Annotated in this window: 23 protein-coding genes; 5 read left to right on the top strand and 18 right to left on the bottom strand. The window is 62.2% G+C overall.

Annotation, left to right across the window (positions count from 1 at the left end):
• Positions 1–169: 169 nt before the first annotated feature.
• The 7 genes from C8K66_RS00320 to C8K66_RS00290 form a co-directional block, all read right to left on the bottom strand.
• Positions 170–1,510 carry an ABC transporter substrate-binding protein gene (locus C8K66_RS00320; RefSeq protein WP_108523985.1) on the bottom strand — a complete coding sequence of 447 codons (1,341 nt, stop codon included), beginning with the start codon at positions 1,508–1,510 and terminating at the stop codon, positions 170–172.
• A 188-nt stretch (positions 1,511–1,698) separates the two neighbouring features.
• Complete coding sequence (locus C8K66_RS00315; protein WP_057005525.1) at positions 1,699–2,823, bottom strand: FAD-binding oxidoreductase; 1,125 nt, start codon at positions 2,821–2,823, stop codon at positions 1,699–1,701.
• Positions 2,816–4,438, bottom strand: coding sequence for a methionine--tRNA ligase (locus C8K66_RS00310; protein ID WP_108523984.1), 1,623 nt, complete (start codon positions 4,436–4,438; stop codon positions 2,816–2,818). Before C8K66_RS00310 ends, C8K66_RS00315 begins: the two co-directional genes overlap by 8 nt.
• 4 nt (positions 4,439–4,442) lie before the next feature.
• Entirely contained in the window at positions 4,443–5,567 is a 1,125-nt protein-coding gene (locus tag C8K66_RS00305; RefSeq protein WP_256590873.1) for an FAD-binding oxidoreductase, read from the bottom strand.
• The gene (locus tag C8K66_RS00300; protein ID WP_108523982.1) at positions 5,564–5,917 is read right to left on the bottom strand and encodes a cupin domain-containing protein; all 354 of its coding nucleotides are present in this window, start codon (positions 5,915–5,917) and stop codon (positions 5,564–5,566) included. Before C8K66_RS00300 ends, C8K66_RS00305 begins: the two co-directional genes overlap by 4 nt.
• Before the next feature lie 16 nt (positions 5,918–5,933).
• Positions 5,934–7,274, bottom strand: coding sequence for a lysine N(6)-hydroxylase/L-ornithine N(5)-oxygenase family protein (locus C8K66_RS00295; protein ID WP_256590872.1), 1,341 nt, complete (start codon positions 7,272–7,274; stop codon positions 5,934–5,936).
• A 97-nt stretch (positions 7,275–7,371) separates the two neighbouring features.
• Positions 7,372–8,745, bottom strand: coding sequence for an MFS transporter (locus C8K66_RS00290; protein ID WP_046383245.1), 1,374 nt, complete (start codon positions 8,743–8,745; stop codon positions 7,372–7,374).
• 137 nt (positions 8,746–8,882) lie between these two features.
• Between C8K66_RS00290 and C8K66_RS00285 the strand changes: the two genes are divergently transcribed.
• Entirely contained in the window at positions 8,883–9,644 is a 762-nt protein-coding gene (locus C8K66_RS00285; RefSeq protein ID WP_057005527.1) for a helix-turn-helix transcriptional regulator, read from the top strand.
• Here C8K66_RS00285 and C8K66_RS00280 read toward each other — a convergent pair.
• From C8K66_RS00280 to C8K66_RS00260, 5 genes are all read right to left on the bottom strand, one after another.
• Positions 9,619–10,284: a glutathione S-transferase family protein gene (locus C8K66_RS00280; RefSeq protein ID WP_017847290.1), complete on the bottom strand. Its 666-nt coding sequence runs from the start codon at positions 10,282–10,284 to the stop codon at positions 9,619–9,621. The genes C8K66_RS00285 and C8K66_RS00280 overlap by 26 nt on opposite strands.
• Positions 10,281–11,750, bottom strand: a complete 1,470-nt coding sequence (locus C8K66_RS00275) for an FAD/NAD(P)-binding protein (protein ID WP_108523980.1) — start codon at positions 11,748–11,750, stop codon at positions 10,281–10,283. The genes C8K66_RS00280 and C8K66_RS00275 overlap by 4 nt, the downstream gene beginning before the upstream one ends.
• Entirely contained in the window at positions 11,747–12,181 is a 435-nt protein-coding gene (locus C8K66_RS00270; RefSeq protein ID WP_108523979.1) for a nuclear transport factor 2 family protein, read from the bottom strand. Before C8K66_RS00270 ends, C8K66_RS00275 begins: the two co-directional genes overlap by 4 nt.
• 115 nt (positions 12,182–12,296) lie before the next feature.
• Positions 12,297–12,839: an ester cyclase gene (locus C8K66_RS00265; protein ID WP_046383241.1), complete on the bottom strand. Its 543-nt coding sequence runs from the start codon at positions 12,837–12,839 to the stop codon at positions 12,297–12,299.
• A 25-nt stretch (positions 12,840–12,864) separates the two neighbouring features.
• The gene (locus tag C8K66_RS00260) at positions 12,865–13,872 is read right to left on the bottom strand and encodes a polysaccharide deacetylase family protein (protein WP_057005529.1); all 1,008 of its coding nucleotides are present in this window, start codon (positions 13,870–13,872) and stop codon (positions 12,865–12,867) included.
• Between the two features lie 101 nt (positions 13,873–13,973).
• Here C8K66_RS00260 and C8K66_RS00255 point away from each other — a divergent pair, with 101 nt between their 5' ends.
• From C8K66_RS00255 to C8K66_RS00240, 4 genes are all read left to right on the top strand, one after another.
• Positions 13,974–14,870: a LysR family transcriptional regulator gene (locus C8K66_RS00255; protein ID WP_046383239.1), complete on the top strand. Its 897-nt coding sequence runs from the start codon at positions 13,974–13,976 to the stop codon at positions 14,868–14,870.
• 204 nt (positions 14,871–15,074) lie between these two features.
• Positions 15,075–16,316 (top strand): multidrug efflux RND transporter periplasmic adaptor subunit MexE, encoded by a 1,242-nt coding sequence (mexE, locus tag C8K66_RS00250; protein ID WP_046383238.1) that lies wholly within the window; start codon positions 15,075–15,077, stop codon positions 16,314–16,316.
• A gap of 15 nt (positions 16,317–16,331) precedes the next feature.
• Positions 16,332–19,511 (top strand): efflux RND transporter permease subunit, encoded by a 3,180-nt coding sequence (locus C8K66_RS00245; protein WP_046383237.1) that lies wholly within the window; start codon positions 16,332–16,334, stop codon positions 19,509–19,511.
• Entirely contained in the window at positions 19,508–20,923 is a 1,416-nt protein-coding gene (locus C8K66_RS00240) for an efflux transporter outer membrane subunit (RefSeq protein ID WP_017847282.1), read from the top strand. Before C8K66_RS00245 ends, C8K66_RS00240 begins: the two co-directional genes overlap by 4 nt.
• Before the next feature lie 86 nt (positions 20,924–21,009).
• On the opposite strand, the gene C8K66_RS00235 is transcribed toward C8K66_RS00240, so the two are convergent.
• The 6 genes from C8K66_RS00235 to C8K66_RS00210 all read right to left on the bottom strand — a co-directional run bounded on the left by C8K66_RS00235 (position 21,010) and on the right by C8K66_RS00210 (position 24,933).
• A complete protein-coding gene (locus C8K66_RS00235; protein ID WP_079443682.1) occupies positions 21,010–21,399 on the bottom strand; it encodes a hypothetical protein in 390 nt (129 codons plus the stop codon).
• Complete coding sequence (locus tag C8K66_RS00230) at positions 21,389–22,336, bottom strand: hypothetical protein (RefSeq protein WP_108524254.1); 948 nt, start codon at positions 22,334–22,336, stop codon at positions 21,389–21,391. The genes C8K66_RS00235 and C8K66_RS00230 overlap by 11 nt, the downstream gene beginning before the upstream one ends.
• A 415-nt stretch (positions 22,337–22,751) precedes the next feature.
• A complete protein-coding gene (locus C8K66_RS31100) occupies positions 22,752–22,928 on the bottom strand; it encodes a hypothetical protein (protein WP_241561578.1) in 177 nt (58 codons plus the stop codon).
• A gap of 200 nt (positions 22,929–23,128) precedes the next feature.
• Complete coding sequence (locus C8K66_RS00220) at positions 23,129–23,506, bottom strand: hypothetical protein (protein WP_057005533.1); 378 nt, start codon at positions 23,504–23,506, stop codon at positions 23,129–23,131.
• 112 nt (positions 23,507–23,618) lie between these two features.
• A complete protein-coding gene (locus C8K66_RS00215) occupies positions 23,619–23,996 on the bottom strand; it encodes a hypothetical protein (RefSeq protein WP_017849623.1) in 378 nt (125 codons plus the stop codon).
• The gene (locus C8K66_RS00210; protein ID WP_057005550.1) at positions 23,986–24,933 is read right to left on the bottom strand and encodes a hypothetical protein; all 948 of its coding nucleotides are present in this window, start codon (positions 24,931–24,933) and stop codon (positions 23,986–23,988) included. Before C8K66_RS00210 ends, C8K66_RS00215 begins: the two co-directional genes overlap by 11 nt.
• Positions 24,934–24,993 lie beyond the last annotated feature (60 nt).

Here is a 24,993-nt window from a genome sequence, read left to right as displayed (position 1 = left end):
ACATGTCCGAGCCGCCCCCCATCAAAACGTTCCCCCTGTCGCTGTTGACCGGTTCTCTGCTGCTTGCGGGCGCACCCGCGTTTGCCGAAACGGCGACGGACGATACCCCGCTCAATACCGTGACCGTGATTTCAACCGTCTTGCGCGGCCACCGTCGCCTGACCAGGCGCTACTCGGCCGCGCAGTCGCGCGCCGCGATGCCCTTCTCCTGGGCATACGCGGCAGACTTGGCCTCGATCAACGGGCGCAAGGTGGCGCGGTCGGCCTGGACCCAATCGGCCACCAGCACCCATTTTTGCCCGTCCCACTGCTGCACCCGGGCTGAACCGCCGCCTTCGTGGTCGGCGCAGGACAGTTTCAACGGCGCGAGCAAGCCTTCGAGACCCAACGCCTTGATGCGAGCGGCGTCGATGTCCAAATGCTCGAACGCCCAGCGCGTTTCCTCACCGTTCAGCCCACGATTGCCGAACTTGGCCTGGCCGGTGCGCAAGGCTTCGACTGCAATGGCCGCGTTGATCAGGCCGATGTTGTAGTAGACCTTGCCGAAGTAACTCGGGTCTTTGAGGTTGCTCTTGCCCGGGTCCAGGATGAACTGCTTGAGTTTGCGGTGGATCTCGAAGCTGTCGCCACCGGGGAACGGCGCCAGCGCCTGGTAGCCTTTGGCGGCGGTGCCCGCGGGGATCACATCGGCTTCGGAGCCGGCCCACACGTCTCCGATCAGGCGGTCCACCGGGATGCCAAAACGCACGGCGGTCTTGATGCCGACCGGGGTGGACACGCCCCAGGTGCGCAGGAACACCCAGTCCGGGTTGATCTGACGGACCTGCCGCCATTGGGTCGACTGCTCGTTGCCGGGGTCCGCCACCGGGATCTGGATATTCTCGAAACCGTACTTTTGCGCGAGCAATTGCATCGCCGCCTGGGTTTCGCGGCCATAGGCGGAGTCGTGGTAGACCGTGACGATCTTCTTGCCCTTGAGTTTGTCCAGGCCGCCTTCGCGCTGGGCGATGTAGTTGATCCCCACCGACGCCTGGCCGTAGTAGTTGAGCAACAGCGGGAAGGCGTAAGGGAACACGCGGCCATCGGTCGATTCGGTACGCCCGCCGGCACCGTCGATCAGCGGGATATGGTCGACGGCGGCGCGGTCCATCAGCGCATAGGACGCCGGCGTGCTGTGGGTGAAGAAGAAGCCGGTCGGCGCGCCGTCGAGGCCGGCCTTGTAGCGTTCGTAGCATTCGATGATACGGTCGGTCTTCCACTCGGTCTCGCACTCTTGCCAGACCAGTTTGACCCCGTTCACGCCGCCTTCGACCTCATTGATATAGCGGAAGTAGTCGATCTCCCCCGCCCACCACGGGATGCCGCTGGAGGCGTAGGCGCCGACCCGGTAGGTCGCCAGCGGGATGAACTGTTGATCATTGGCCGCCTGGGCCGCGGCCGGCAGCAGCCCGCCCAAGGTGCCGATTGCCAGCAGGCCGGCAATAAACGTGCGTTGCAAGGTGTTGTGCATGGGTGTGGTTTCTTTTGAAAAGTGGGGGTTATCCCTCCCGTTGTCGGGTCAGTGCCTATCGACTGACAACACAATTCATGCCAAACCCATAAGCCTTTAAATTCAGCACCTTACGCAGAACCTAAGCCTGCGCGATCGCACAGTTTATTGAACTGCTGTTGCCCCATCAACAGCCTGAGCACGTCCCGTCAGCCGATAAACCGCTGCAGCGCAAACGGCGCCATCGCCGCCGACATCTCCCCCGTCAACACCCACTGCGCAATCGCCTGTCCGAACAACGGCGCGAACTTGAAACCATGCCCGCTCAACCCTGCCGCGACCATCAACCCCGGCACGCGCGGGTCCGGGCCGAGCAGCGGATTACCGTCCGGCGTGTCATCGAAGAACGACACGCGGCGCCCGATCGGCTGTGCGCCCAGTAGACGTTGCACGCGTTGCGCGGCGCGGTCACGGTAGGCCAACACCTGAGTGTCGCTGAAGGTGCCGTCGAAGGCATCCGGGTCGATGGGCGCCCCTTCGGCGCCGCCCAGCGCGCCGATCACGTAGCTGCCGGGGCGATCCGGGCGCAGGTAGAAGCCGACGTCGCGGTCGCAGTAGCCCGGCATCGGCTTATCCGCGCCGCAGACCTCGAGAATGCCCACGCATTGCCGTGTGGCGTGAATCGGCAGCGGCGCGCCGCACTCGGCGGCCAGTGCGGCGGCCCATGGCCCGGCGGCGTTGATCACATGGCTGCTGGCGATAAACCCGCAGTCGGTCTGCACGCCGATGACGCGGCCGGCCTGGCGCACAATCCGCCGCGCCGCCCGGCCCTCTTCGATCACCGCGCCCAGGGCGCTCGCACCGGCGGCAAAGCTGCGCGCGGTAAGACGCGGGTCGCAATAACCGGCGTCCGGTTCGTAGACCGCGCCCGCCAGGCCATCGGTGTACAGGTCCGGCACCCGTTCCCGTATCTGCTCGGGGCAGAGCCATTCAAGCGGCGCGCCCGCTGCCCGCAGACGCGCGACATTGGCCTGAGTGGTCGCTTGCGCGTGCCCGGCAATACCGGTCAGGAACCCCGTGCGCTGGTAGCCGCATGCGCCGGGATAGTGCTGCGGCCACTCGCGATAGGCCCGCACACCTTGCGTCGCCAGGTAGCTGAGGGCGGGGTCGGCATAATACGCCCGCACGATCCCCGGCGATGCGCCCGACGAACCGCTGGCAATCGCGCCTTTATCGAGCAGCCTGACCGACGCCCCGGCCCGCGCCAGGTGCCAGGCTGCGGCGGTGCCGGTGGTGCCGGCGCCGATCACGATAACGTCGGCGTATTCATGCATCGCTGGTGGCCCCGGCAAGCACCACGCTGGCCGGCAGGCACGGCGCCAATGCGGCCGGCGACAGCGGCGCAAAGCGCGGGCGCGCCGAGGTCTGCGGACGTGGCTGCGAGGCAGCGTGCAGCGCCTGGATCAGCGGCAAACCGTCATGCCCCAGGCGCTGCCACAGGTACTCGGCCAGGCGCGGCATGATCGGCGCGGCCAGGTACGCCAGGCCCTTGAGCCACAGGTAGGCGTGGGCGGGCTGGGTGACGTCCAGGTCGGGGCGTTGCATCCATTGATGCAGCACGTCCCAGGCTTCGCGCACCGACACCGCGTCCAACCGGAAGGCCTGCCCCAACCGCGTAACGGCCAGCTCCAGGGCCGGCCACAGCGCCGGGTCGATGGACTGCGGCCGCGTGTGATCGAGGGCGGCCAGCGCCAGGTCGATGCGGCCGTCGAGCGCACCGGCCAGGTCCACATTGACCACCTCGACAAACTCCTCCACGGCGAAGTTGGTTTCGCCCTGTTCGGGGCTTTCGCGGCTCAGGAAGTAACGCACCGCGTCGCTGGTCGCCGGGGTCTTTTCGACGATATCGGCGGCCCACACCACATGCAGGCGGCTGGTGGAAAACTTCGCGCCTTGCAGGTTGTAGAAGTAATTGGTCAACACGTAATCGAATGAGCGGTGATCCTGCAACGCATCCATCACCGCGACACTGCCGGCCAACAGCAGCACCGCGTTGTCGATGCCAAAACTGACCAGCGTCGTCACCTCGCTGCTGCGCAGCATGGCATGGCCGTGCTCGGGCGCCTGTTCCTGGGATCGGTCGGCGCAGGTCAGCGCATACTCCCAGCCCGACTCGAACAACACGCGCGGGTTGCCGAAGCGGTCCGCGCTCCAGGCAACGCCCCATTCGCCCGGCGCGGTCAGCCGCACCCGGCCATTTTCCCGTTCCAGGAAGCGCGCAATCACCTCGACGATCGACGCCGGCGCACCGGAGGTCGCCATGCGCTGCAGCAACTGCTCGGGGTGGGCGACGGTCAGAAACAGGCTTTCGACCTCAACCCAGTGCAGGGGGCTGTCGCCCATGCGCGGTTGCGGGTCAAGCATGGCTTCCGGGCGAAACAGTGCGCCGCAGGCTTCGCAAAAATAGCCGCCCGCCCCCGCCCGGCAATACGGGCATTGCCCCAGCAGCCAGGCCCCCGCCATGTAGCGCCGGGTGTCCGGGCAATACAGCACACGTTCGACCACGCTTTGCGTCACCCCGAGCGCCACCAGGCGCTCCACCGTGCGCTGGGCATTGCGCGCATGCTGCTGCGCATAGGGGCCTTGCACCAGGTCGAGGAAGTCATCCACCTCGACATCCAACGCGCGCAGGTCATGGGCGATTTGCCCGTGATAGTCGCGCACCACGGCTTCGGGCGTGCGCTGCTCTTGCAGGGCCTTCCACAGCACATAGGAGTCGAAGCCGTCGACCGCCGAGACCACGTCGACACGATGGCCCTGGCTACGCAGGTAGCGCCCCAGCATGTCCATGCGCAAGTACGGCCCGGCGATATGCCCCAGGTGCAGCCTGCCGTTCGGAGTCGGCGGGATGGGCATCAGGAAGAAGGTTTGCGCGGCGATAGCGGTCATCTTTTCAATCCATCGAAACAGTAGAAAGAGTGGGTTTGGCGGTAGCGGGCGCATCGGGCCACTGGGCGACGAGCAGGTCCACGGCTTCGCGGGCAATGCCCGGTGCCAGGCGGAAACCGGCGCCGCTGCCGGCGCCGGCAAACACCAGGTTCTGCCCGGCGTCGAAGCTCACCTGCGACTCTCCACCGGGACTGTAGCTGTCGCAGAACACCCGGCCGCCGCGACAGCGGGCCACCAGCTCGGGCAGGTAGTGCGCCAGCGTGCGGGTGGCCACCTGCACATCGTGGCGGTTGATTTCCAGTGCATGTTTGCGCGGCGCAACGTCCCATTCATCGCACCGGAAGCTGAACAACCACTGATTACGCGCCGCCAATGGCATCAGGTAAGCGTCGGATTGCGGCAGGAACAGCGCCGCGGCGTTGCTCGGCGGTACGCCGTCGATATGCAGGGCCACCACCTTCTTCACCCGCAGCCCATGGCGCGCGGCAAGCGCGTCAAACGGCGGCTCGCTGACCCACGGCCCCGTGGCAACCAGGGTGCGGCGGGCACGCAGCGTGGCGCCGTCGGCCAGGGTGATGCGCGTGCCGCTGCCCAGCGCATCGATCTGCTGCACGCCTACGCCTTCGATGCAGCGCACATGGGCACTGTCCAGGCTGTGGCCGATCAGCAATCGCGCCACCAGCGGCGGCTCATAACTTTCGGCGGTGCCGCCACGCAACAGGCTTTCGTTCGCGCCAACGTTGAGTGGGGCGCCCAGGCGTGAGCCCAGGTCCGCCACGCACAGGTCGGCGGGCTGAACCGGCGCATCGACCAGGGCCTGCTCGATGTCTGCGCTAAAGCTGCGTTCGGCCAGCCAGTACACCGGCGCCTGGGTGGTGCGGATGCCCAGGCGATCACGCAGGGCCCGATACAGCTCGGCGCTCTCCCCGGCCAGGCGCCGTTCGCGCGGCGAGCGGCCGGTGGCCAGCAGCACACCCGCCGAATGGGCGGTGGCCCCGTCGCCGATGCGGTAGCGGTCGATCAGCAGAATCTGCCAGTGGGGATAGCGTTGCGTCGCATGATGCAACGCCCAGGCGCCGATAATGCCGCCTCCGACAATCACCAGGTCGAAGTGCTGCGCCATGCTCATGCCCACCACACCGAAAACACCTGGACCTGGGTCATGCCGTTGTTGCGCGCGAAATGCGGCCGCCAGGGCGCGAAATACAGGCTTTCGCCATTTCTGACCGCGTGCCAGGTGCCGTCGTAGAAGACGTCCAGTTCCCCGCCGCTGATAAACCAGATTTCGTTCACGGCGTGCTTGTCTTCGTCGGTCGCGCTGTGTGGCTCGAGGGTGAAACGCGATGACTGGATCGGCGCATTGGCCAGTTTGCCGGCAAAGTGGTGCAGGTACAGGCGCACGCCTTCCGGCGCCACGGGCTCCTCGGTTTCTCGAATCACCGGGGCATTGCCGTTGGGGGCAAGTGTGATGGGTTCCATGACCGGGCTCCTGGGTCTAGTTGGCGAGAGCGGTCAGGCGATCGAAACGCGCATCGCCGACCTCGTCGAATACTTCGTTGGCGCCCCATTGGACGAACGCCTCGGGCTCATCCAAGTCGTACAGGGCTTGCCCGCTGACGCTGTTGATGATGTTCGCGCAACGCCAGGGGATCAGGCCCAGGTTCGGGTCGGCGATGCCTTTCTGGCTGCGCGCGGCGTTTTGAACATAGATGGCCGAGCCCTGCGGCCCATCCCAGGCGACGGAATAGTCATCGTTGAAGACATACTCGCCGTTGCATCGGGTAATCCGTGATTCGAGCGCCGCCAGGCACGCCGGCATCTGGTAGGCATAGCCTGTACACAGCACCGCGGTGTCGGCACTCAGTTCCTCCTGCACCTGGCTGTGCCCGTGCGCCATCGACAGGCTCCAGTGATGGGGGCGCTGCTGAATCGCGGTCAACTCACGCCCGGGCAGCAGGCGAATGTGACAGGGGTGCTGCAAGACGTGCTTGAGCTCGTACAGGCGGCGATAAATCGACTGCAACAACGCTTGGGAAATGCCGTCGCTCGCCAGTTTCTGCTCGACCAGCAATGGCCGGCGCACGACCTCGGGCTGGGCGAAAAAGTGGTCACTGTACTGCGGGGTGTAGAGCTCGTTGGTAAACGGTGACTCATCCAGCGGCGAAAAATTCCAGCGCCGCGAGACCCAGGTCACGCTGGCGGGCAAGGCGGCGGTGTCGGACAGCAGGTGCTGGATGATTTCGGCCCCGGTCTGGCCGCCACCGATCACCACCACGCGCTGGTCTTTGAAGCTGCGCTTGCGGGTCATGTACTGCGAGGAGTGAAACAGCGTATCGCCCAGATGCGCCTGCGCGCACGCCGGGATCGACGGTTGCTGCCCGGTGCCCAACACCAGGTGGCGCGCCGGTTGCGCCCAGGTATCGCCCTGGAGCAGGAACAGGCCGTTATCGAACGTCACCGAACGCACTTCGCTGTTGAAATGCAGATTCGGCAGCTGGCTGCACGCCCAGCGGTAGTACTGGTTGAACTCGCGGCGCAGCACCTGCTCGAAATGCGCGTTGATAAAACTGAGCAGCTGTTTTTTCTGCGCCAGGTAAGCGAGGAATGACAGCGGGTTGGACGGGTCCACCAGGCTGACCAGGTCCTTGAGGTAATGCACCTGCAGTTTGGCCTCGGGAACCATCATCCCCGCATGCCATTGAAATTCGCTGCTGCGCTCGAAGAACGCTGCGCTAATGCTCGGTTTGGGCTGGGCCAGCGCCGCCAGGCTAAGGTTGGCCGGACCGATGCCGATCCCCGCCATATCGACAACTGCAGGTGCAGAACGCAGATTCATGATCATTATCCCTATTGATGATGTTTTTCAGGTGCAGCGACGCCTCGCGAATGTCACGAAAACGTGCCGGGCAATTGCCTTTACAGGTGCAGGTCCATCAACTTTCCACGGGTTGCGCCGCCGGCGCTTTCAACACCAGGGCGGCCATCAGCATGGCGAGCAACGACAAACCGATGGCGACGCTGACGGCGACGTCGATGGCATCGCCCAGGGGCTGAATCGAGGTGAGCAAGGCGCCGAAGATCGCCACACCGAAGGCGGAGCCGCTTTGGCGGCTGGCATTGAGCGTGCCCGCCGCCACCCCGGCCTTGGCGCGGTCGACCACACTCATCAGCACGGAGGTGGCGGCCGGGGTGATGATCCCGGCACCGAACCCCACGGCCGGGTAGCACACTGCGATACGCCAGTACGGTGCGTCACTGGCCAGGGCGAACAGGCCGATAAACCCCACGGTGTACAGGCCGAACCCCGCACACAGCACGGCGCGCGCGCCATACGCACGGGTCAGCCGGCCGCAGGTGAAGCTGCCCAGGGTGACCATGGCGGTCAATGGCAGGAAAGCCAGCCCGGTGTCCAGCGGCGACCAGCCACGCTCGCTCTGGAAGTACACGCTGAGCAGGAAAAACAGGCCATAGAACACCAGGGCCGACGCCAGCGACAGCAGCGTCGCCCCCGAGAACACCGGGTTGCGGAAATACTGCAGCGGCAGCATCGGGTCCTTGTGGCGGCTTTCGGTCACAAAGAACACGCACCAGGCGATACAGGCAACGAACACGCAGGCGTACACCCATTCGGAGTTCCACCCCAGCTTCGCCCCTTCAATCAGCACCGCCACCGAGGTCGCCAGCGCGATAATCGCGGCGACTTGCCCAGTGACGTCCAAGTGCCGGTTTGGCGCCAACGGTGCCGAAGACGGGATGCGCGAGGTCAGCCACACGCCCACCAGGGCGATCGGCACGTTGATCAAGAAGATGCTGCGCCAGCCGAACAGCTCGATCAGTACGCCGCCCACCAGCGGTCCGGCCGCCATGGCGATGCCGCCGCACCCGGCCCACACGCCAATGGCGCCGGCGCGCTGGTGGGTCTGCGGGTAAGCGCTGTTGATCAACATCAAGGAACACGGCACCAGCAACGCGGCGCCCAGCCCCTGCAGGACCCGCGCACCGACCAACTCCGGCAGGTCGGTGGCCAGGCCGCACAACGCCGAGGCCAGGGCAAACAGGCCGAGGCCGACGGCGTAGATTTTCTTCGCGCCGAAACGATCGCCCAGCAGGCCGCCCGTCAGCAGCAGGCTGGCGAAGGTCAGGGTATATGCGTTGATCACCCACTGCAGCCCGGTGATACCCGAGCCAAAGGTGCGGGAAATCGATTCCACTGCCACGTTGACAATCGAAGTGTCGAGGATAACGACCACATAGCTCAGACTCGTCGCAATCAGTACTTGTCGTTGGTAGCGGGTGTTGGAGGTCATGACCGCGAGCGTCCTTTAAGGGGGCGGCTCGACTATATGCAGCTTTCTGGGATAAACGCTTCGAGCTGTGTCGAAGTGTTTATGTTTATGTCATCCTGAAATCCGATTTCACCTGGCACAGCACGGAGTTCGACGGAATGACCCAGCCAAAAATCTCATCCATCGCCTACCTGATCGCCGAACCCGTGCGCGCAGTGATCCTGATCACCCTGGCAGATGGCAGTTCGATGTCTGCCAGCGCCTTGGCCGATGCCGCTGGCGTGACGCCGCAGACGGCCAGTTCGCACCTGGCGAAGCTGCTCGACGGCGGCTTGCTCACCGTGGAGATCAAGGGCCGCAACCGCTTCTATCAATTGGCCGGCCCCGATGTGTCCCATGTGCTGGAAAGCCTGGCGGCGGTCGCACCGCAAACCAGTTCGTGGCGTAGCCTGCCCAACCGTTCGGCCCATGAATTGCGTTTTGCCCGTTGCTGCTACGACCACCTGGCCGGCCAGGTCGGCGTAGCGGTGACCCAAGGCCTGCTGGAGCAGGGTTTTCTCCTTGAAAGCGACGAGCGCGAATACGTGCTCACCCGGCGTGGTACCGAGTGGCTGCAGTCACTCAACCCGCAGGCCGGCGAGCCATGCTTGCACGACCACCTCCAGGCCCGCCGCTGCCTGGATTGGACCGAACGGCAACACCACATCGCCGGGCCGCTCGGCACCCACCTGCTGGAGACTTTTTGCCAGTTGGGTTGGCTGCGCCGAACCGCCGGCTCGCGCGCGGTACATGTGACCGGCTCGGGCTGGCGGGCATTCAAGCTGCATCTGGGGATTGAGCACCTGCGCCATCTCGAAGCACCGCTGCATGCCGTGACCCCGGCCAGGAAAACCCTTATGCCGGCACCTGTTGCGAGCTGAACAAGCGCTCGATTTCGGCGATGCGGCGCTCCTGGGCCACCCCGCTCTGCTGCCAGGCGAGCAGCGCATTGATCCGCGCGTACCAGGCCGCCACATGGGGATACTCCAGAAACGGCGCCTGGGTCCGCGGGATATGACTCAGCGGGGCCGCCAGGTCGATGTCCGCCAGGCTCAACGCGTCGCCCACCACAAAGCGCCGGGTGCGCAAGTGCCCGTCGAGCACCGCCGTGTAGCGGTGGATCGCCTGCAGCGCTTCGGCCACCAGGGTCGGGTTCTCGGCGCGGCCTTTGAGGCGGTCCATGAACCGCTGCTCGATCAGCACCGTGGGCCCGCGACGAAAATGCTCGGCGGCCCAGAACATCCATTTGAGCGTTTCGTACTTGGCATTGCCCGCGGGCAGCAATGACGAGCCGGCCCGTTCCGCCAGGTAAATCATGATCGCCGAGGCTTCGAACAGCACCACGTCGCCGTCGACCAAGGTCGGGATCGTGCCGTTGGGGTTGAGCGCCAGGTACTCCGGCGTGCGGTTCTCGCCACTGAACAGGTCGAGGAAGACGAATTCGACCTCAAGCCCCAGGTAAGCGGCGGTCGTCAGTACGCGCCGGGTATTGCTCGAACCTCTGTCGCCATACACTTTCATGCCACTGCCTCGGTTGCGTGTTTGTCCATGAATGAAGGGTGCTCGGCGAGCAGCATCACCACCTCGCGGGCCTGGCGCACCGATTGGTACACCGAATTGACCATCGGCGCCGCCAGGTACGAGGCCATGCCCAGCAGCCAGATGTCTTCCGGCGCTTCGGCGCCGGGCAGGCTGACCTGCAACTGCGCTGACACATAAGGCGGCGTACACGGCGTTGCCGGCGGCACCTGCAGCTCAAGGCCGTTGCGCGAGGCATGGAAAAACTGTTTATGAAAACCGCTGGCGCACACCACCGCATCCACCGCCTCGATACGCCCCTGGGCATCGTGGACCCGCCATTGACCTTGCCACTCAAGCTGTGTCGGCAAGTGCGCGGCCAGCTGCAGGCGCCCTTCGTCGATCAGGCGCAGCAGCGTGGTTGCGGTCTGCAAAGGCACCGCGAACAGGTAACGCCCGACCGCTTCCCAGCAGTTTTGCAGCGCCGCCACGCGCACCGAGGGCGGCGCCGCGCGCAACTTCACGTCGGCCAGGTCCATGCACTGCACCAACAGGTTCTGCCAGTCCGTCGCGCCCCGTCGGGCCAAGGCGACCTCGCCGCGCAGGCGCTGGGTGGGCTCCGCGCTGCGATCGACTTGTTCGCGCAGCGAGCGGCCATTGATCGCCTTGGTCGCCCGCGCAACGATGCGCAGTAAGTGCCAGTACAGCTTGGGGTTTTCCAGGTCCAGCCGGGCGAATCGCGCTTCATCCAGGGCCACCGCGCCACGCCGGGGGGTGGCGGTACGCACGCCCGGCAAACGCCCGGAAGGCGACGCCATCAGCACCTGGTGCCCCGCGCCGCAGAGCAGCAACACACTGTCGACCGCCGACAGGCGACTGCCCAGCACCAAGACCCGTGACGGTTTATCCAGGCTGTCCAGCCAGGCCTTGGCCGGGTATGGCGTGGAGAAAATGCCCGGCGCGCCGACATGCGGGCTGACCAGCGGCGGCACGAACGGCGCGGCACTGCCGGTGCAGACCAACACGGCACAGGCGCGCAGGTCGCCGCCGTCATCCAGCACCAGGCGATAGTCGCCGCGAGCGACCGGCTGGATATGCCGCACCGTCGCCCGCACGATCCGATGTGCAATGCCCCGGGCCTCGGCCACATCGCGGTACTCGGCATAGCGTTGCTTGAGATAGCCCGCCACCCAGGTCCGTGGCACAAACGCGTCTTCGCCGACGTCGATGCCCTGCGCCTGGAGGTAACGCTGAAAGTCGTGCGGTTCATCGTCCAGTATCGACAGGGTCTGCACCGAGGTATTGCATAACAGCACGTCCTCGCAGACACCGAAGGCAATCGAGTCCGCCAGCCCCTCGGGATCGATGATGTCGATACGCTTGGCGTTGCCGGCGCGCACCAGTTGGATAAACGCCGCGACACCGGTCACCGACCCACCAATGATGGCAACCGCCGCACGCGGGTTCACAGCGCTTGCGCCTTCGCCAGCACTGGCGCCAGCAAGCGCACGCCATACCAGCCCCAATACACGCGGTGGCAGGTGATCAAGCCGTTTTCTATCTCCATCATTTCCATCAGGTCGACCTGCTCCCCCGTCGGCGTCTTGCGCGGGTATTCCCACGTCAGGTTGCGGCCGTTGATGAAGGCTTTATCGCTGCGATACCACTCAGCCAGGTCATTGGGAAAGCGGCGCTTGCTGTCCTCCATGAACCGCTGGATCGTCTCCCGGCCGACCAGCACGCCGCTGCCGTGGTCGGGGTAGATCGCCAGCACCAGCGGCGTTTCGAACACCGCCTGCTCGGCATACAACGCCGCCGTCGCGGCCAGGTCGCCGGCACAGACGCTGGCGTGCCAGGCTTCATAGATAGCCAGCAGGCCGGGATCGATGGACGCAGTCATGAGGTTTCCTCGCGTGGCAGCACCGCTGCTAATAGAAGCCGCAATTGTAAAAAATTGCCACCCCAGCATGCTTCGACCTGGCCCGAAGTGTCAGGCACGCGATGCCTCTCAAGGATTACAGGGCGCCCAACTGTTTCATCAAGGTGAGGTTGTCTTCGATGTGCCAGTTGGCGGCGATCTTGCCGTTGTCGATCTGATAGATATCGGTGGCGATAAAGTCCACGGGCTGCCCACCGCCCTTGATCTGGCCGAAGGTGCCGGTGAAGTGCCCGCGAAAATGCAGGTGAACCACCACGCGGTCGCCGGCGATGAGCATGTGTTCGACCTCGCAACGCAGGTCCGGCACCGCTTCACGAAACGCCCGGGAGGCGAGCAACGGGCCTTCGGGGCCTTGTTTACGTCCGGCCGGTGGGGTTTTGTCGATGAAATCTGCGGCCAGCGCCTCACGGGCCAGGCTTTCGTCGCCGGTATCCCAGAAGGTGTCATAACGGCGGGCGGCGGTTTCCATGAGCGCCAGTTGCGCAGGCGGGAGGCTCTTGTCCACCACCAGCACACCCGGCTTGACCAGTTCAGTGCTGGCCGCCAGGACGGCGCCGGAAAAGGTCGAGGTCAAGAGTGTGGCGATGAGGCAAACGCGCGCTATAGGTGAGGGTTTCATTGAAAAATCTCCTTGGGTGATGGGCTCAGAGGGTCTCGTGTTCGCGCAGGCTAAGCGGGCTTTTAAGGGTGTACTGCGCGATAGCGTCCTTGCGCATGAAGGCCACGCCGGGGTGGCTGTTGGCATAGCGCAAAAACTCATCCCAGACCCGGACCATTTGCGGCGTACCGCTGATGCGGTCGTGGGCGCTGATCGACATCATGCGGCGCCGGCTGCCGGCCTCTTCGTACAGCTGGTCGAAGTCCAGCTTCACCTGTTCCAGGAACTGCGACGGTGAGTAGTTGCGGCCTTCGATCAAGACGATGTCGTTGTTGCGCAAGGTGTACGGAACCACCACGAAATCCTGGCCGTTGACCTGCTCGATAAACGGCTCGTCGCGACTCACATCGTCGATGTGATAGACGTAGCCAAGCTCTTGCAGCAGCGCCAGGGTGTTGGGGCCACGGCGCAGCCAATTGCAGTTGTAGCCGCTGACCGGCTGGCCGGTGACGTCCTGCACCATGCTCGCGGCCTGGCGCAGGAACGTGCGTTCTTCATCGCGGCTCATGGCAAATTGCGAACTCCAGCGCGGGCCATGGCCCGCCGCCTCGTGTCCGCGCGCGACGATTTCCCGGGCCAACTGCGGATGCCGCTTCACCGCATCGCCGATCATGTGGCTGGTGACCTTCACCCCATGCCGGTCCCAGAGGTCGAGCAGCCTGGGAATGCCTTCGCGGTAGCCATAGGCGAACCAGGTATTGGTGGCCGGGTCAGCGGGCACGCTGTCGGGGAAGTCCACCTTGGGAAACGGGCTGTCGGTGCCCTTCAGCGGTTGCCCACCGGCCTCGAACTGCATCGAGATCGAGACCACAAGCCGTGTGTCGCCGGGCCAGAAACCACCCTTGGCCTGGCGCGCAGCCGGTGCCGCCCCACTCTGCCCGGCCTGCGCCGCGCTCGCGTTGGCGCTGCCGAGCAGCGATCCGGCGGTCAACACCGCGGCGCCCGCGCCCGCCTGGGCCAGGAAGGTACGCCGTTGCAGGTTCACAGATGACATGACGGTAACTCCGTTGAATAAACACGGATGCAACGTTAGTCCTTTAGGTTTATTTTGATAATTGAGCTGAAATCAAAAATCACTTTCGGAAAAACCGAATAATGCTACTGAAGAACCTTGAGCTGTTTTTGCTGATCGTCGAGAAAGGCGGGCTGTCTGCCGCCGGCCGGGAACTGGGCTTATCGCCGGCTTCGGTGTCGGAACGGCTGGCGCAGTTGGAGAGCTTTTACGGTGCCAGCCTGCTCAAACGCACCACCCGCGCGATCAACCTCACGGATGAAGGTCGCCTGCTGGTCGATGGCGCGCATCGCCTGTTGGCAGACGCCGACGAGTTGCACACCAGCATTCGCCTGGGCGCCGACACCCTTTGCGGGCCGATCCGCCTCAGCGCCCCGCAAGACTTCGGTCGCCAATACATCGAGCCGATCCTCGCGCAGTTCATGCAGGAGCACCCGCAGGTCAGCATCGACCTGAACCTCAGCGATGGCTATGTCGACCCCGTCGGCCAGGGGATCGACTTCGCCGTGCGCTTCGGCGCGCTGGCCGACAGCACCCTGCATGCCCGTCTGATTGGCGAAAACCGCCGAGTGGTGTGTGCATCACCGCTGTACCTGGCGCGCCACGGCACCCCGCAACACCCCGAGGACCTGGCCGCGCACGAGTGCCTGGTGATGCGCTTCGGCGTCAATATTTCGCGGGAGTGGGCGTTCACGCAGCACGGGCAGACCCACCGGATCATGGTGCGTGGCCGCCGCGTGGCGAACGACGGCGCGCTGGTCCGCCAATGGTGCCTGGCCGGCCACGGGATTTGCTTGAAATCGGTGTGGGACGTGCGTGCCGATCTCGACGCCGGCCGCTTGGTCGAGGTGCTCGAGGATTACGACCTGGGCCGCACAGCGCTGAACATCGTCTACCCGCCCACGCGCATTCAGCCCAGACGGGTGAGAATGTTGATAGAACGCATCGTTGCGCAGCTAGCGAGCGACAGTGCCAGGTAGGCATTGCGGCGTTCCTTGCAGCGCGCGCAACATGCCTTTGTCATCAAGCATATTGATAGCTGCCTAATGAAACCCGCAGACTAGAGGGCTCAATCCGCGCTTATATCATTCCGAATGATAGTTATCTTTGCTTCATTCGATTCGTGACCTAGCAGCTCCCCGCGCATGATCCGCCCATCTCAAATACATTGGCGGATACACCTCATGGAACAGACACTCAAACACTTACGCTTGCCCCTGGCGATTCTGGCCGTGGCGGTGATGAGCGCGTGCGGCAAAACCCCGGAACAAGCGGCCGCCATGCCTCCTGCAAAAATCAGCGTGGCCAAGGTGCTTGAGCAACCGGTCAACGAGTGGGACGAATTCACCGGACGCCTGGAAGCACCGGAAACCGTGCAGATCCGTCCACGGGTGTCCGGCCAGATCGATCAGGTGGCCTTCACCGAAGGCGCCCTCGTGAAGAAAGGCGACCTGCTGTTCCAGATCGACCCACGCCCGTTCCAGGCCGAGGTGCGCCGCCTCGAAGCCCAACTGCAACAGACCAAAGCCGCCGCCACCCGCAGCGATAACGAAGCGCAACGGGGCGAACGCCTGCGTCAGAGCAACGCGATCTCCGCCGAACTGGCCGACTCGCGCACCACCGCCGCCCAGGAAGCCCGCGCCGCTGTCGCCGGCATCCAGGCGCAGTTGGACCTGGCCAAGCTGAACCTGAGCTTCACCCGCGTCATCGCGCCGATCAGCGGCCGTGTCAGCCGTGCCGAGATCACCGCTGGCAACCTGGTCACCGCCGACGTCACCGCGCTGACCAGCGTGGTCTCCACCGACAAGGTCTACGCCTACTTCGACGCCGATGAGCGCGTGTACCTCAAGTACACCGAACTCGCCCGCCAGGGTCGCCGTGGCGCGACCACCCCGGTGTACCTGGGCCTGTCGAATGAAACCGGCAACCCGCACCTGGGCCAGATGAACTTCGTCGACAACCAGGTCAACCCGGCCACCGGCACCATCCGTGGCCGCGCGGTATTCGACAACAGCAAAGGCGAATACACCCCTGGCTTGTACGCCCGCCTGAAACTGGTCGGCAGCGGCACTTACTCCGCCGTGCTGATCAACGATGAAGCGGTCGGCACCGACCTGGGCAAGAAGTTCGTGCTGGTGATGGAAGGCGACAAGCCGGCCTACCGCTCGGTGGAACTGGGGCCAAAGATCGAAGGTTTGCGCATCGTGCGCAGCGGCCTGAACAAGGACGACACCATTATCGTCAAGGGCCTGCAGCGTGTGCGCCCGGGCGCGCCGGTCGCCCCGGAAACCATCCCGATGGCCAGCAAGGAAACCCTCGCCGCCTTGGCCCAACAACGACAAGCGCTTGAAGCCAGCAACCTGGAGCAAGTGGCGCCGGAAAAAACCGCGCCCAAGCTCGCAGCCGTCGCGACTCCACGCGGTTAAGGGATACGACTCAAGATGAATTTTTCCAAGTTCTTCATTTCGCGGCCGATCTTCGCAGCGGTGCTCTCGCTGTTGATCCTGATCGCTGGCGCGATCTCGCTGTTCCAACTGCCGATCAGCGAATACCCGGAAGTGGTGCCGCCGACCGTGGTGGTGCGTGCCAACTTCCCTGGCGCCAACCCCAAAGTCATCGGCGAAACCGTCGCCGCGCCGCTGGAACAGGCGATCACCGGCGTCGAGAACATGCTGTACATGTCCTCGCAGTCGACCGCCGACGGCAAACTGACCCTGACCATCACCTTCGCCCTGGGCACCGACCTGGACAACGCGCAGGTGCAGGTGCAAAACCGTGTGACGCGCACGCAACCCAAGCTGCCCGAGGAAGTGACGCGCATCGGTATCACCGTGGACAAGGCCTCCCCCGACCTGACCATGGTGGTGCATTTGACCTCCCCGGATCAGCGTTACGACATGCTTTACCTGTCCAACTACGCCTTGCTCAACATCAAGGACGAGTTGGCGCGCCTGGGCGGCGTGGGTGATGTGCAGCTGTTCGGCATGGGCGACTACTCCCTGCGCGTCTGGCTGGACCCGAACAAGACCGCTTCGCGCAACCTGACCGCCACCGATGTGGTGACCGCGATTCGCGAGCAGAACCGTCAAGTGGCCGCCGGTGCGCTGGGTGCGCCGCCTGCACCGAATGCCACCAGCTTCCAGTTGTCGGTGAACACCCAGGGCCGCCTGGTCACGGAAGAAGAGTTCGAGAACATCATCATTCGCTCCGGCGATAACGGTGAAATCACGCGCCTCAAAGACATCGCGCGGGTCGAGCTGGGTTCGAGCCAATACGCCCTGCGTTCGTTGCTCAACAACCAGCCGGCCGTGGCGATCCCGATCTTCCAGCGCCCAGGCTCGAACGCGATCCAGATCTCCAACGAAGTGCGCGACAAGATGGCGGAGCTGAAGAAGAGCTTCCCCGAAGGCATGGACTTCAGCATCGTCTACGACCCGACCATCTTCGTGCGCGGCTCCATCGAGGCGGTGGTGCATACCCTGTTCGAAGCGCTGATCCTCGTGGTGCTGGTGGTGATCCTGTTCCTGCAGACCTGGCGCGCCTCGATCATTCCGTTGGTGGCGGTGCCGGTCTCGCTGATCGGTACGTTTGCGGTGATGCACCTGTTCGGCTTCTCGCTCAACGCACTGTCCTTGTTCGGCCTGGTACTCGCCATCGGCATCGTGGTGGATGACGCCATCGTGGTGGTGGAGAACGTCGAGCGCAACATCGAGCTGGGCCTGGAACCGTTCCAGGCGACTGAAAAGGCCATGAGCGAAGTGACCGGGCCGATCATCGCCACGGCACTGGTGCTGTGCGCCGTGTTCATTCCCGCGGCCTTCATCAGCGGCTTGACCGGGCAGTTCTACAAGCAGTTCGCCTTGACCATTGCGATTTCGACGGTGATCTCGGCCTTCAACTCGCTGACCTTGTCCCCCGCCCTGGCTGCCGTGTTGCTGCGCAGCCATGACGCGCCGAAGGATCGCTTCTCCAAGGTGCTCGACAAGCTGTTGGGGGGCTGGTTGTTCCGGCCGTTCAACCGCTTCTTCGAAAAAGCCAGCCATGGCTACGTCGGCACCGTGCGCCGGGTGATCCGCGGCAGCGGCATCGCGCTGTTCCTGTACGCTGGCCTGATGGTGCTGACGTGGTTCGGGTTTGCCCACACCCCGACCGGTTTCGTACCGGCCCAGGACAAGCAATACCTGGTGGCTTTCGCCCAATTGCCGGACGCCGCGAGCCTGGATCGCACCGAAGACGTGATCAAGCGCATGTCCGACATCGCCCTGAAACAGCCGGGCGTGGAAAGCGCCGTGGCCTTCCCGGGCCTGTCGATCAACGGGTTCACCAACAGCCCGAACAGCGGCATCGTGTTCGTGACCCTCAAACCGTTCGACGAGCGTAAAGACCCGAGCATGTCCGCCGGTGCGATTGCCGGTGCGCTGAACGGCAAGTACAGCGACATCCAGGAAGCCTACATGGCGATCTTCCCACCGCCGCCGGTACAGGGCCTGGGCACCATCGGCGGGTTCCGCCTGCAGATCGAAGACCGTGGCAACCTGGGTTACGAAGAGCTGTACAAAGAAGTGCAGAACGTCATCACCAAGAGCCGCACCACGCCGGAGCTGTTCGGCCTGTTCACCAGCTACACGGTCAACGTGCCCCAGGTCGATGCCGCCATCGACCGCGAAAAGGCCAAGACCCACGGCGTGGCGATCAGCGACATCTTCGACACCCTGCAGATCTACCTGGGTTCGTTGTATGCCAACGACTTCAACCGCTTCGGCCGCACCTACCAGGTCAACGTGCAGGCTGAGCAGCAGTTCCGCCTGGATGAAGACCAGATCGGCCAGTTGAAAGTGCGCAACAACAAAGGCGAGATGATCCCGCTGGCGACCTTCATCAAGGTCAGCGACACCTCCGGCCCGGACCGCGTAATGCACTACAACGGCTTCATCACCGCGGAAATCAACGGCAACGCTGCACCGGGCTACAGCTCCGGCCAGGCCCAGGCCGCGATTGAAAAACTGCTGAAGGATGAACTGCCCAACGGCATGACCTACGAGTGGACCGACCTGACGTATCAGCAAATCCTCTCGGGCAACACCGCGCTGTTCGTGTTCCCGCTCTGTGTGCTGCTGGCGTTCCTGGTACTGGCCGCCCAATACGAAAGCTGGAGCCTGCCGCTGGCGGTGATCCTGATCGTACCGATGACGCTGCTGTCGGCCATCACCGGGGTGATCATCTCGGGCGGCGACAACAACATCTTCACCCAGATCGGCCTGATCGTGCTGGTGGGCCTGGCCTGTAAGAACGCGATTCTGATCGTAGAGTTCGCCAAGGATAAACAGCAGGAAGGCCTCGACCCGCTCGCCGCGGTGCTGGAAGCCTGCCGCCTGCGGCTGCGGCCGATCCTGATGACCTCGTTCGCCTTCATCATGGGTGTGGTGCCCCTGGTGCTGTCCAGCGGTGCCGGTGCCGAAATGCGGCATGCCATGGGCGTGGCGGTGTTCTCCGGGATGATCGGGGTGACCTTCTTCGGGCTGTTGCTGACACCAGTGTTCTACGTACTGATCCGTCGCTATGTGGAGCGCCAGGACGCGCGCAAAGCGGCCAAGGCCTTGAAGCTGGAGACACAGCAATGAGTGTGAAAGTCTTTCTGCCGAGCTTGCTGGTCCTGGCGCTGAGCGCCTGTGCCGTGGGCCCGGACTACACAACCCAGACCCCGGAGGCGGCCAATATCACGGCTGCCGCCGATGCCAAAAAATACGACCACGGGAAATTCGAAGGCATCTGGTGGCAGCAATTCGACGACCCGACTCTGAACCAGTTGGTGACCCAGTCGCTGAGCGGTAACCGCGACCTGCGTGTGGCGTTTGCCCGCCTGCGGGCCGCACGGGCGATCCGCGATGACGCCAGCAACGACGCGATGCCGACCATCACCAGCCGCGCCAGCAGTGACCTGGCCAAGGGGCAAATCCCTGGCCAGACCACCAAGCGCGTCAACAGCGAGCGTTATGACCTGGGCCTGGACATGGCCTGGGAGCTGGACCTGTTCGGCCGCATCCAGCGCAACCTGGAAGCCACCGACGCCGACCAGCAAGCGGCCGAAGCCGACCTGTACCAGTTGCAAGTCACGCTGATTGCCGAACTGGTGGACGCCTACGGTCAACTGCGCGGCGCGCAACTGCGTGAACGCATCGCCCTGGACAACCTGAAGAACCAGCAGGAGTCGCGCACCATCACCGTCAGCCTGCGCGATGCCGGTGTGGGCGACCAACTCGACGTGGAACGTGCCGACGCCCGCCTCGCGGCGGTGGAAGCCAGCGTGCCGCAACTGCAGGCCGAACAAGTGCGCGAGCGCAACCGCATCGCCACTCTCCTCGGCCAGCGCCCCGACAAGCTGAGCGTGGACCTGAGCCCGAAAGACTTGCCGGCGATTGCCAAGGCGCTGCCGATCGGCGATCCAGGGCAACTGCTGCAACGGCGCCCGGACATTCTGAGTGCCGAACGCAAACTGGCATCCGCCACCGCGCGCATCGGCGTGGCCAAGGCCGACCTGTTCCCACGGGTCAGCCTCAGCGGCTTCCTCGGCTTCACCGCCGGGCGCGGTTCGCAGATCGGTTCATCCGCGGCGAATGCCTGGGCCCTCGGCCCGAGCATCACCTGGGCCGCGTTTGACCTGGGCAGCGTGCGTGCGCGCCTGCGCGGTGCCGATGCCGAGGCCGATGGCGCCCTGGCCAACTACGAGCAGCAAGTGTTGCTGGCGTTGGAAGAATCCGAGAACGCCTTCAGCGACTACGGCAAGCGTCAGCAACGCCTGGTCTCGCTGATCCGCCAAAGCGAATCCAGCCGCGCCGCCGCCGACCTCGCCGCGATCCGCTACCGCGAAGGCACCGTGGACTTCCTCGTGCTGCTCGACGCACAACGCGAACGCCTGGCCGCCGAAGACTCCCAGGCCCAGGCCGAGGTTGATCTGTATCGCGGGATTGTTGCGATCTACAAGGCGCTGGGTGGCGGTTGGCAGCCGGATACGGTGGTCGCTACGGCCAAGTGATGTAAAGAGCTCCTTTGGTTGGTCGCATCCAGCCAATTTTTAGCCCCGTGGTCCGTTTGGTCATGGGGCTTTTTTTTGTGTCGCAGTTACTGATGTAGCCACTTATACAAGATGTCAGCGGTGGCACTCATTAGAAAAAGCACTCCAACAAGCAGGGTTCCCTGAAGCAATCGCTTGAGGTTACGAGGAAAGGCTTGTACCTGCTGCCAATCCACTGCACCTCGTTTTACGTTCCACTTTGGTAGAACAACCGCTGCGGTGACGGCAGATAGTCGAATCATTCTTCCTCGAATCGAATTACCCCAAACACGTTGATTGGGTGTGATAAGACTGCATTTGTTTAGAAGATATTCCATTTCGTCGAGTCTTCGATAAGCCAGGTATATCAAAACCACAAAGGCGATGAAGACCAAAAAAAACAGAGTCAAATCGAACCAGAGCTTCAGCGGATGATAAATAAAACAATCAATACTCATATAGTTTCTCTCCTAAATGCTCGCCCAGATCCCCTCCACGACTGCCCATGACAGCGCCTACGGTCCCGCCGCCGATCAACAAACAACTTAATGATAGCGGTCCTGTAGTGGGCCCCAACACAACGAAACATAACGTGGCCGCCGCATAGCCCCCCACTAAACCACCAGCAACCCCGCCTACTAACCTACTCGTTTCCACATACTTAGCCTTCGTACACTGCTCCTCCCTCCCCGTGGAACAGGCTTCCTTGATCTCCAGCCCAGTGGACGCAGCGCTCAAAGCAATCCCCAACGGCGTCCCTGCCTTGAGCACTTTCGCCACCCTGGAAATCCGCGCAATCCTCTCGGCATACCGGCTGATCTCTCCAGTATGCAAATAACTCTTGGTGGAAATACCGAGCATTTTCTTGATCGAGCCTTCATTACGCAAACCCGTGCCGTAACGGGCAAACCCGCGCAGTTGTGCCTCCAGTTTGGCGAACAGCGTTTGGCGACGCGCCAAAAACTCATCCCGCGCTGCGCCACCGCCTCGGCGCAATGCCTGTTTATGCAGGGCATCGATTTCTTCCAGGGTTTTGACGATCGCCTTCAAGTGGTGATTCCACGCATCTCCCGCCGTGCCGATACCGAGCGACGTGTAGCCGAGCAGTTTCTGCAACAAATCGTAGTTTTGCAAAGCAAAGGCGTCGCCCCCTTCGGCCATCACGCTATGGCGGATACGCCAGGCGGATTGCATCAGCAGATGCTCTTCCGGCTTGCACAACACCGTGGAGTCATCACCGATGATGACCAACTGCCCCGGCAGCACCACAACGTTCCGGATATGGGTATTGAGCCTGTCGAACTTGGCTTCGGCGTGCTGGCTCAAGCGCAATCTTGCCTTGAGTTCAACTGAGGTTTGTTGCCAATCATTGATAAACGCGTAGGGCTGAGACATTAAAAACCTCTCAGCAGCAGTGGGCGAAGGGAACCGGTTGATGTGAGCCTGTTGCTTGCCATGCATGCATTCCTGATTGAATGAAGATGGCGTCGTAATCTAATTAACGGCTCAAGCGCTGTCGCGGATTTACCAGATAAATTCGCGCATCGTCGATCAACTTGGGAAATGGACTTCCCCTCGCCTACCAATAGCTGTCAGACACTTCCTAATAGCTATTCCAATGGAATATTTTCGTTAACCAATATGACTGCGGCAACGCAAATGACGCGAAACGTTACTAGTACCAGACAATGTAAAGAGTCTCTTTGGTTGGTCGCATCCAGCCAGTTTTTTACCCCGTACTCCATTCGATCACGGGGCTTTTTTGGCTCAACAACTTAAGAAAAAACATTCCTACTGAATACTATTTCATTTACGCAGCCAAAAAAACGACGCCGCACATAAAGACAACGACGATGACGAAATAGATACCACGAAACAAGTTTTTCAGGCTGCGAGGAAACTCCTGGACTTGCTGCCAGTCAATGACACCGCGCTTCAGATTCCATGTTGGCAGTAATACGGCTACTGCAACCGCAGATAACCGCATCATTCTTCCTCGCGGCGAGTTGCCCCAAAACTGAGAGTGGAAGGTAACGAGACTGCATTTGTTCAAAAGGCGCTCCATGTAGTCGAGACGTCGGTAGGCCAGAAAAACGCCTATTAGTACAACGATATTGATAGAGAGTATTAACGCCACCAGAAACCAAAACATAACGCGAGAATTTAAGAAATAGTCAATACCTAACACTATTTGCAAAGCCAAAAATAGGTACCAAAGGCAAAGAAAACCACACCAACGAAGAGCATTCCCCTGAACAGGTTTTTAAGGCCACGAGGAAATTCCTGAACTTGCTGCCAGTCAATAACGCCGCGCTTCAAATTCCTCTTTGGCTGTAGTACTGCCACTGTAATTGCAGACAACCGCATCATTCTTCCTCGCGCGGAGTTTCCCCAAAACCGGGAGTGAAATACGACGAGACTGCATTTATTCAAAAGCCGCTCCATGTATTCCAGCCGTCGATAGGCCAGGAAAACACCTATTAGTACGACAACGACGACCGAAACACACAAGGCTAATTCAATCCAAAAAAAGATGAGAGGATTTAGAAAGTTGTCAATACTCATAGAGTTTTTCACCCACCATTTCCCCACCTCTGCTGCCAATCCCCGCCGCCCATTCGATCACGGGGCTTTTTGGCTCGGCAACTTAAGAAAAATATTCCTACTAAACACTATTTCATTTAGGCAGCCAAAAAACGATGCCGTACATAAAGACAACGACGATGACGAAATAGATACCACGGAACAAGTTTTTCAGGCAGCGAGGAAATTCCTGGACTTGCTGCCAGTCAATGACACCACGTTTTAAGTTCCGCTTTGGCAGCAATACTGCTACTGCGACCGCGCCGAATCGCATCATTCTCCCTCGCGGTGAGTTGCCCCAAAACTGGGCGTGAAACACAACGAAACTGCATTTATTCAGAAGGCGCTCCATGTATTCCAAACGCCGATAGGCCAGAAAAACATAGATCAGCAAGGCAACGCCGAGTGAAATACACAACGCTATTTCAAACCAGAAAATGATATGAGAACTTAGGAAATCGTTAATATTCATAGATCTTTTCACCCACTAATTCCCCACCCCTACTGCCAAGCGCGCCTCCTGCGACGCCGCCCACCGCGCCACCGATTAATAGACAAGCCAGCGAACCTGGACCCGTTGTTGGTACCAGTACGGCAAGACACAAACTCGATCCAATCAACCCTCCGGCAGCGCCTAATGAAACGCCTCCTGCCAGCTTCCCCACCTCCACATACTTAGCCTTCGTACACTGCTCTTCCCTCCCCGTGGAACAGGCTTCCTTGATCTCCAGCCCAGTGGACGCAGCGCTCAAAGCAATCCCCAACGGCGTCCCTGCCTTGAGCACTTTCGCCACCCTGGAAATCCGCGCAATCCTCTCGGCATATCGACTGATCTCCCCGGTATGCAAATAACTCTTGGTGGAAATACCGAGCATTTTCTTGATCGAGCCTTCATTACGCAAACCCGTGCCGTAACGGGCGAACCCGCGCAGTTGTGCCTCCAGTTTGGCGAACAGCGTTTGGCGACGCGCCAAAAACTCCTCCCGCGCTGCGCCACCGCCTCGGCGCAACGCCTGTTTATGCAGGGCATCGATTTCTTCCAGGGTTTTGACGATCGCCTTCAAGTGGCGATTCCAAGCATCCCCCGCCGTGCCGATACCGAGCGACGTGTAGCCGAGCAGTTTCTGCAACAAATCGTAGTTTTGCAGGGCAAAGGCGTCGCCCCCTTCGGCCATCACGCTATGGCGGATACGCCAGGCGGATTGCATCAGCAGATGCTCTTCCGGCTTGCACAACGCCGTGGAGTCATCACCGATGATGACCAACTGCCCCGGCAGCACCACAACGTTTCGAATATGGGTATTGAGCCTGTCGAACTTGGCTTCGGCGTGCTGGCTCAAGCGCAATCTTGCCTTGAGTTCAACTGAGGTTTGTTGCCAATCATTGATAAACGCGTAGGGCTGAGACATTAAAAAACTCTCAGCCGCAGTGGGCGAAGGGAACCGGTTGATGTGAGCCTGTTGCTTGCC

The organism is Pseudomonas sp. GV105 (assembly GCF_003058185.1).
Lineage (GTDB): Bacteria > Pseudomonadota > Gammaproteobacteria > Pseudomonadales > Pseudomonadaceae > Aquipseudomonas > Aquipseudomonas veronii.
The sequence above is the reverse complement of the archived record's forward strand: the minus strand, read 5'-3'. Positions and strand labels throughout refer to the sequence as shown.

Coding starts and splice junctions, on each gene's coding strand:
- C8K66_RS00320 (WP_108523985.1), bottom strand. CDS start 1,510: ATGCACAACACCTTGCAACGCACGTTTATTGCCGGCCTGCTGGCAATC.
- C8K66_RS00315 (WP_057005525.1), bottom strand. CDS start 2,823: ATGCATGAATACGCCGACGTTATCGTGATCGGCGCCGGCACCACCGGC.
- C8K66_RS00310 (WP_108523984.1), bottom strand. CDS start 4,438: ATGACCGCTATCGCCGCGCAAACCTTCTTCCTGATGCCCATCCCGCCG.
- C8K66_RS00305 (WP_256590873.1), bottom strand. CDS start 5,567: ATGAGCATGGCGCAGCACTTCGACCTGGTGATTGTCGGAGGCGGCATT.
- C8K66_RS00300 (WP_108523982.1), bottom strand. CDS start 5,917: ATGGAACCCATCACACTTGCCCCCAACGGCAATGCCCCGGTGATTCGA.
- C8K66_RS00295 (WP_256590872.1), bottom strand. CDS start 7,274: ATGAATCTGCGTTCTGCACCTGCAGTTGTCGATATGGCGGGGATCGGC.
- C8K66_RS00290 (WP_046383245.1), bottom strand. CDS start 8,745: ATGACCTCCAACACCCGCTACCAACGACAAGTACTGATTGCGACGAGT.
- C8K66_RS00285 (WP_057005527.1), top strand. CDS start 8,883: ATGACCCAGCCAAAAATCTCATCCATCGCCTACCTGATCGCCGAACCC.
- C8K66_RS00280 (WP_017847290.1), bottom strand. CDS start 10,284: ATGAAAGTGTATGGCGACAGAGGTTCGAGCAATACCCGGCGCGTACTG.
- C8K66_RS00270 (WP_108523979.1), bottom strand. CDS start 12,181: ATGACTGCGTCCATCGATCCCGGCCTGCTGGCTATCTATGAAGCCTGG.
- C8K66_RS00265 (WP_046383241.1), bottom strand. CDS start 12,839: ATGAAACCCTCACCTATAGCGCGCGTTTGCCTCATCGCCACACTCTTG.
- C8K66_RS00260 (WP_057005529.1), bottom strand. CDS start 13,872: ATGTCATCTGTGAACCTGCAACGGCGTACCTTCCTGGCCCAGGCGGGC.
- C8K66_RS00255 (WP_046383239.1), top strand. CDS start 13,974: ATGCTACTGAAGAACCTTGAGCTGTTTTTGCTGATCGTCGAGAAAGGC.
- mexE (WP_046383238.1), top strand. CDS start 15,075: ATGGAACAGACACTCAAACACTTACGCTTGCCCCTGGCGATTCTGGCC.
- C8K66_RS00245 (WP_046383237.1), top strand. CDS start 16,332: ATGAATTTTTCCAAGTTCTTCATTTCGCGGCCGATCTTCGCAGCGGTG.
- C8K66_RS00240 (WP_017847282.1), top strand. CDS start 19,508: ATGAGTGTGAAAGTCTTTCTGCCGAGCTTGCTGGTCCTGGCGCTGAGC.
- C8K66_RS00235 (WP_079443682.1), bottom strand. CDS start 21,399: ATGAGTATTGATTGTTTTATTTATCATCCGCTGAAGCTCTGGTTCGAT.
- C8K66_RS00230 (WP_108524254.1), bottom strand. CDS start 22,336: ATGTCTCAGCCCTACGCGTTTATCAATGATTGGCAACAAACCTCAGTT.
- C8K66_RS31100 (WP_241561578.1), bottom strand. CDS start 22,928: ATGCGGTTATCTGCGGTTGCAGTAGCCGTATTACTGCCAACATGGAAT.
- C8K66_RS00220 (WP_057005533.1), bottom strand. CDS start 23,506: ATGAGTATTGACAACTTTCTAAATCCTCTCATCTTTTTTTGGATTGAA.
- C8K66_RS00215 (WP_017849623.1), bottom strand. CDS start 23,996: ATGAATATTAACGATTTCCTAAGTTCTCATATCATTTTCTGGTTTGAA.
- C8K66_RS00210 (WP_057005550.1), bottom strand. CDS start 24,933: ATGTCTCAGCCCTACGCGTTTATCAATGATTGGCAACAAACCTCAGTT.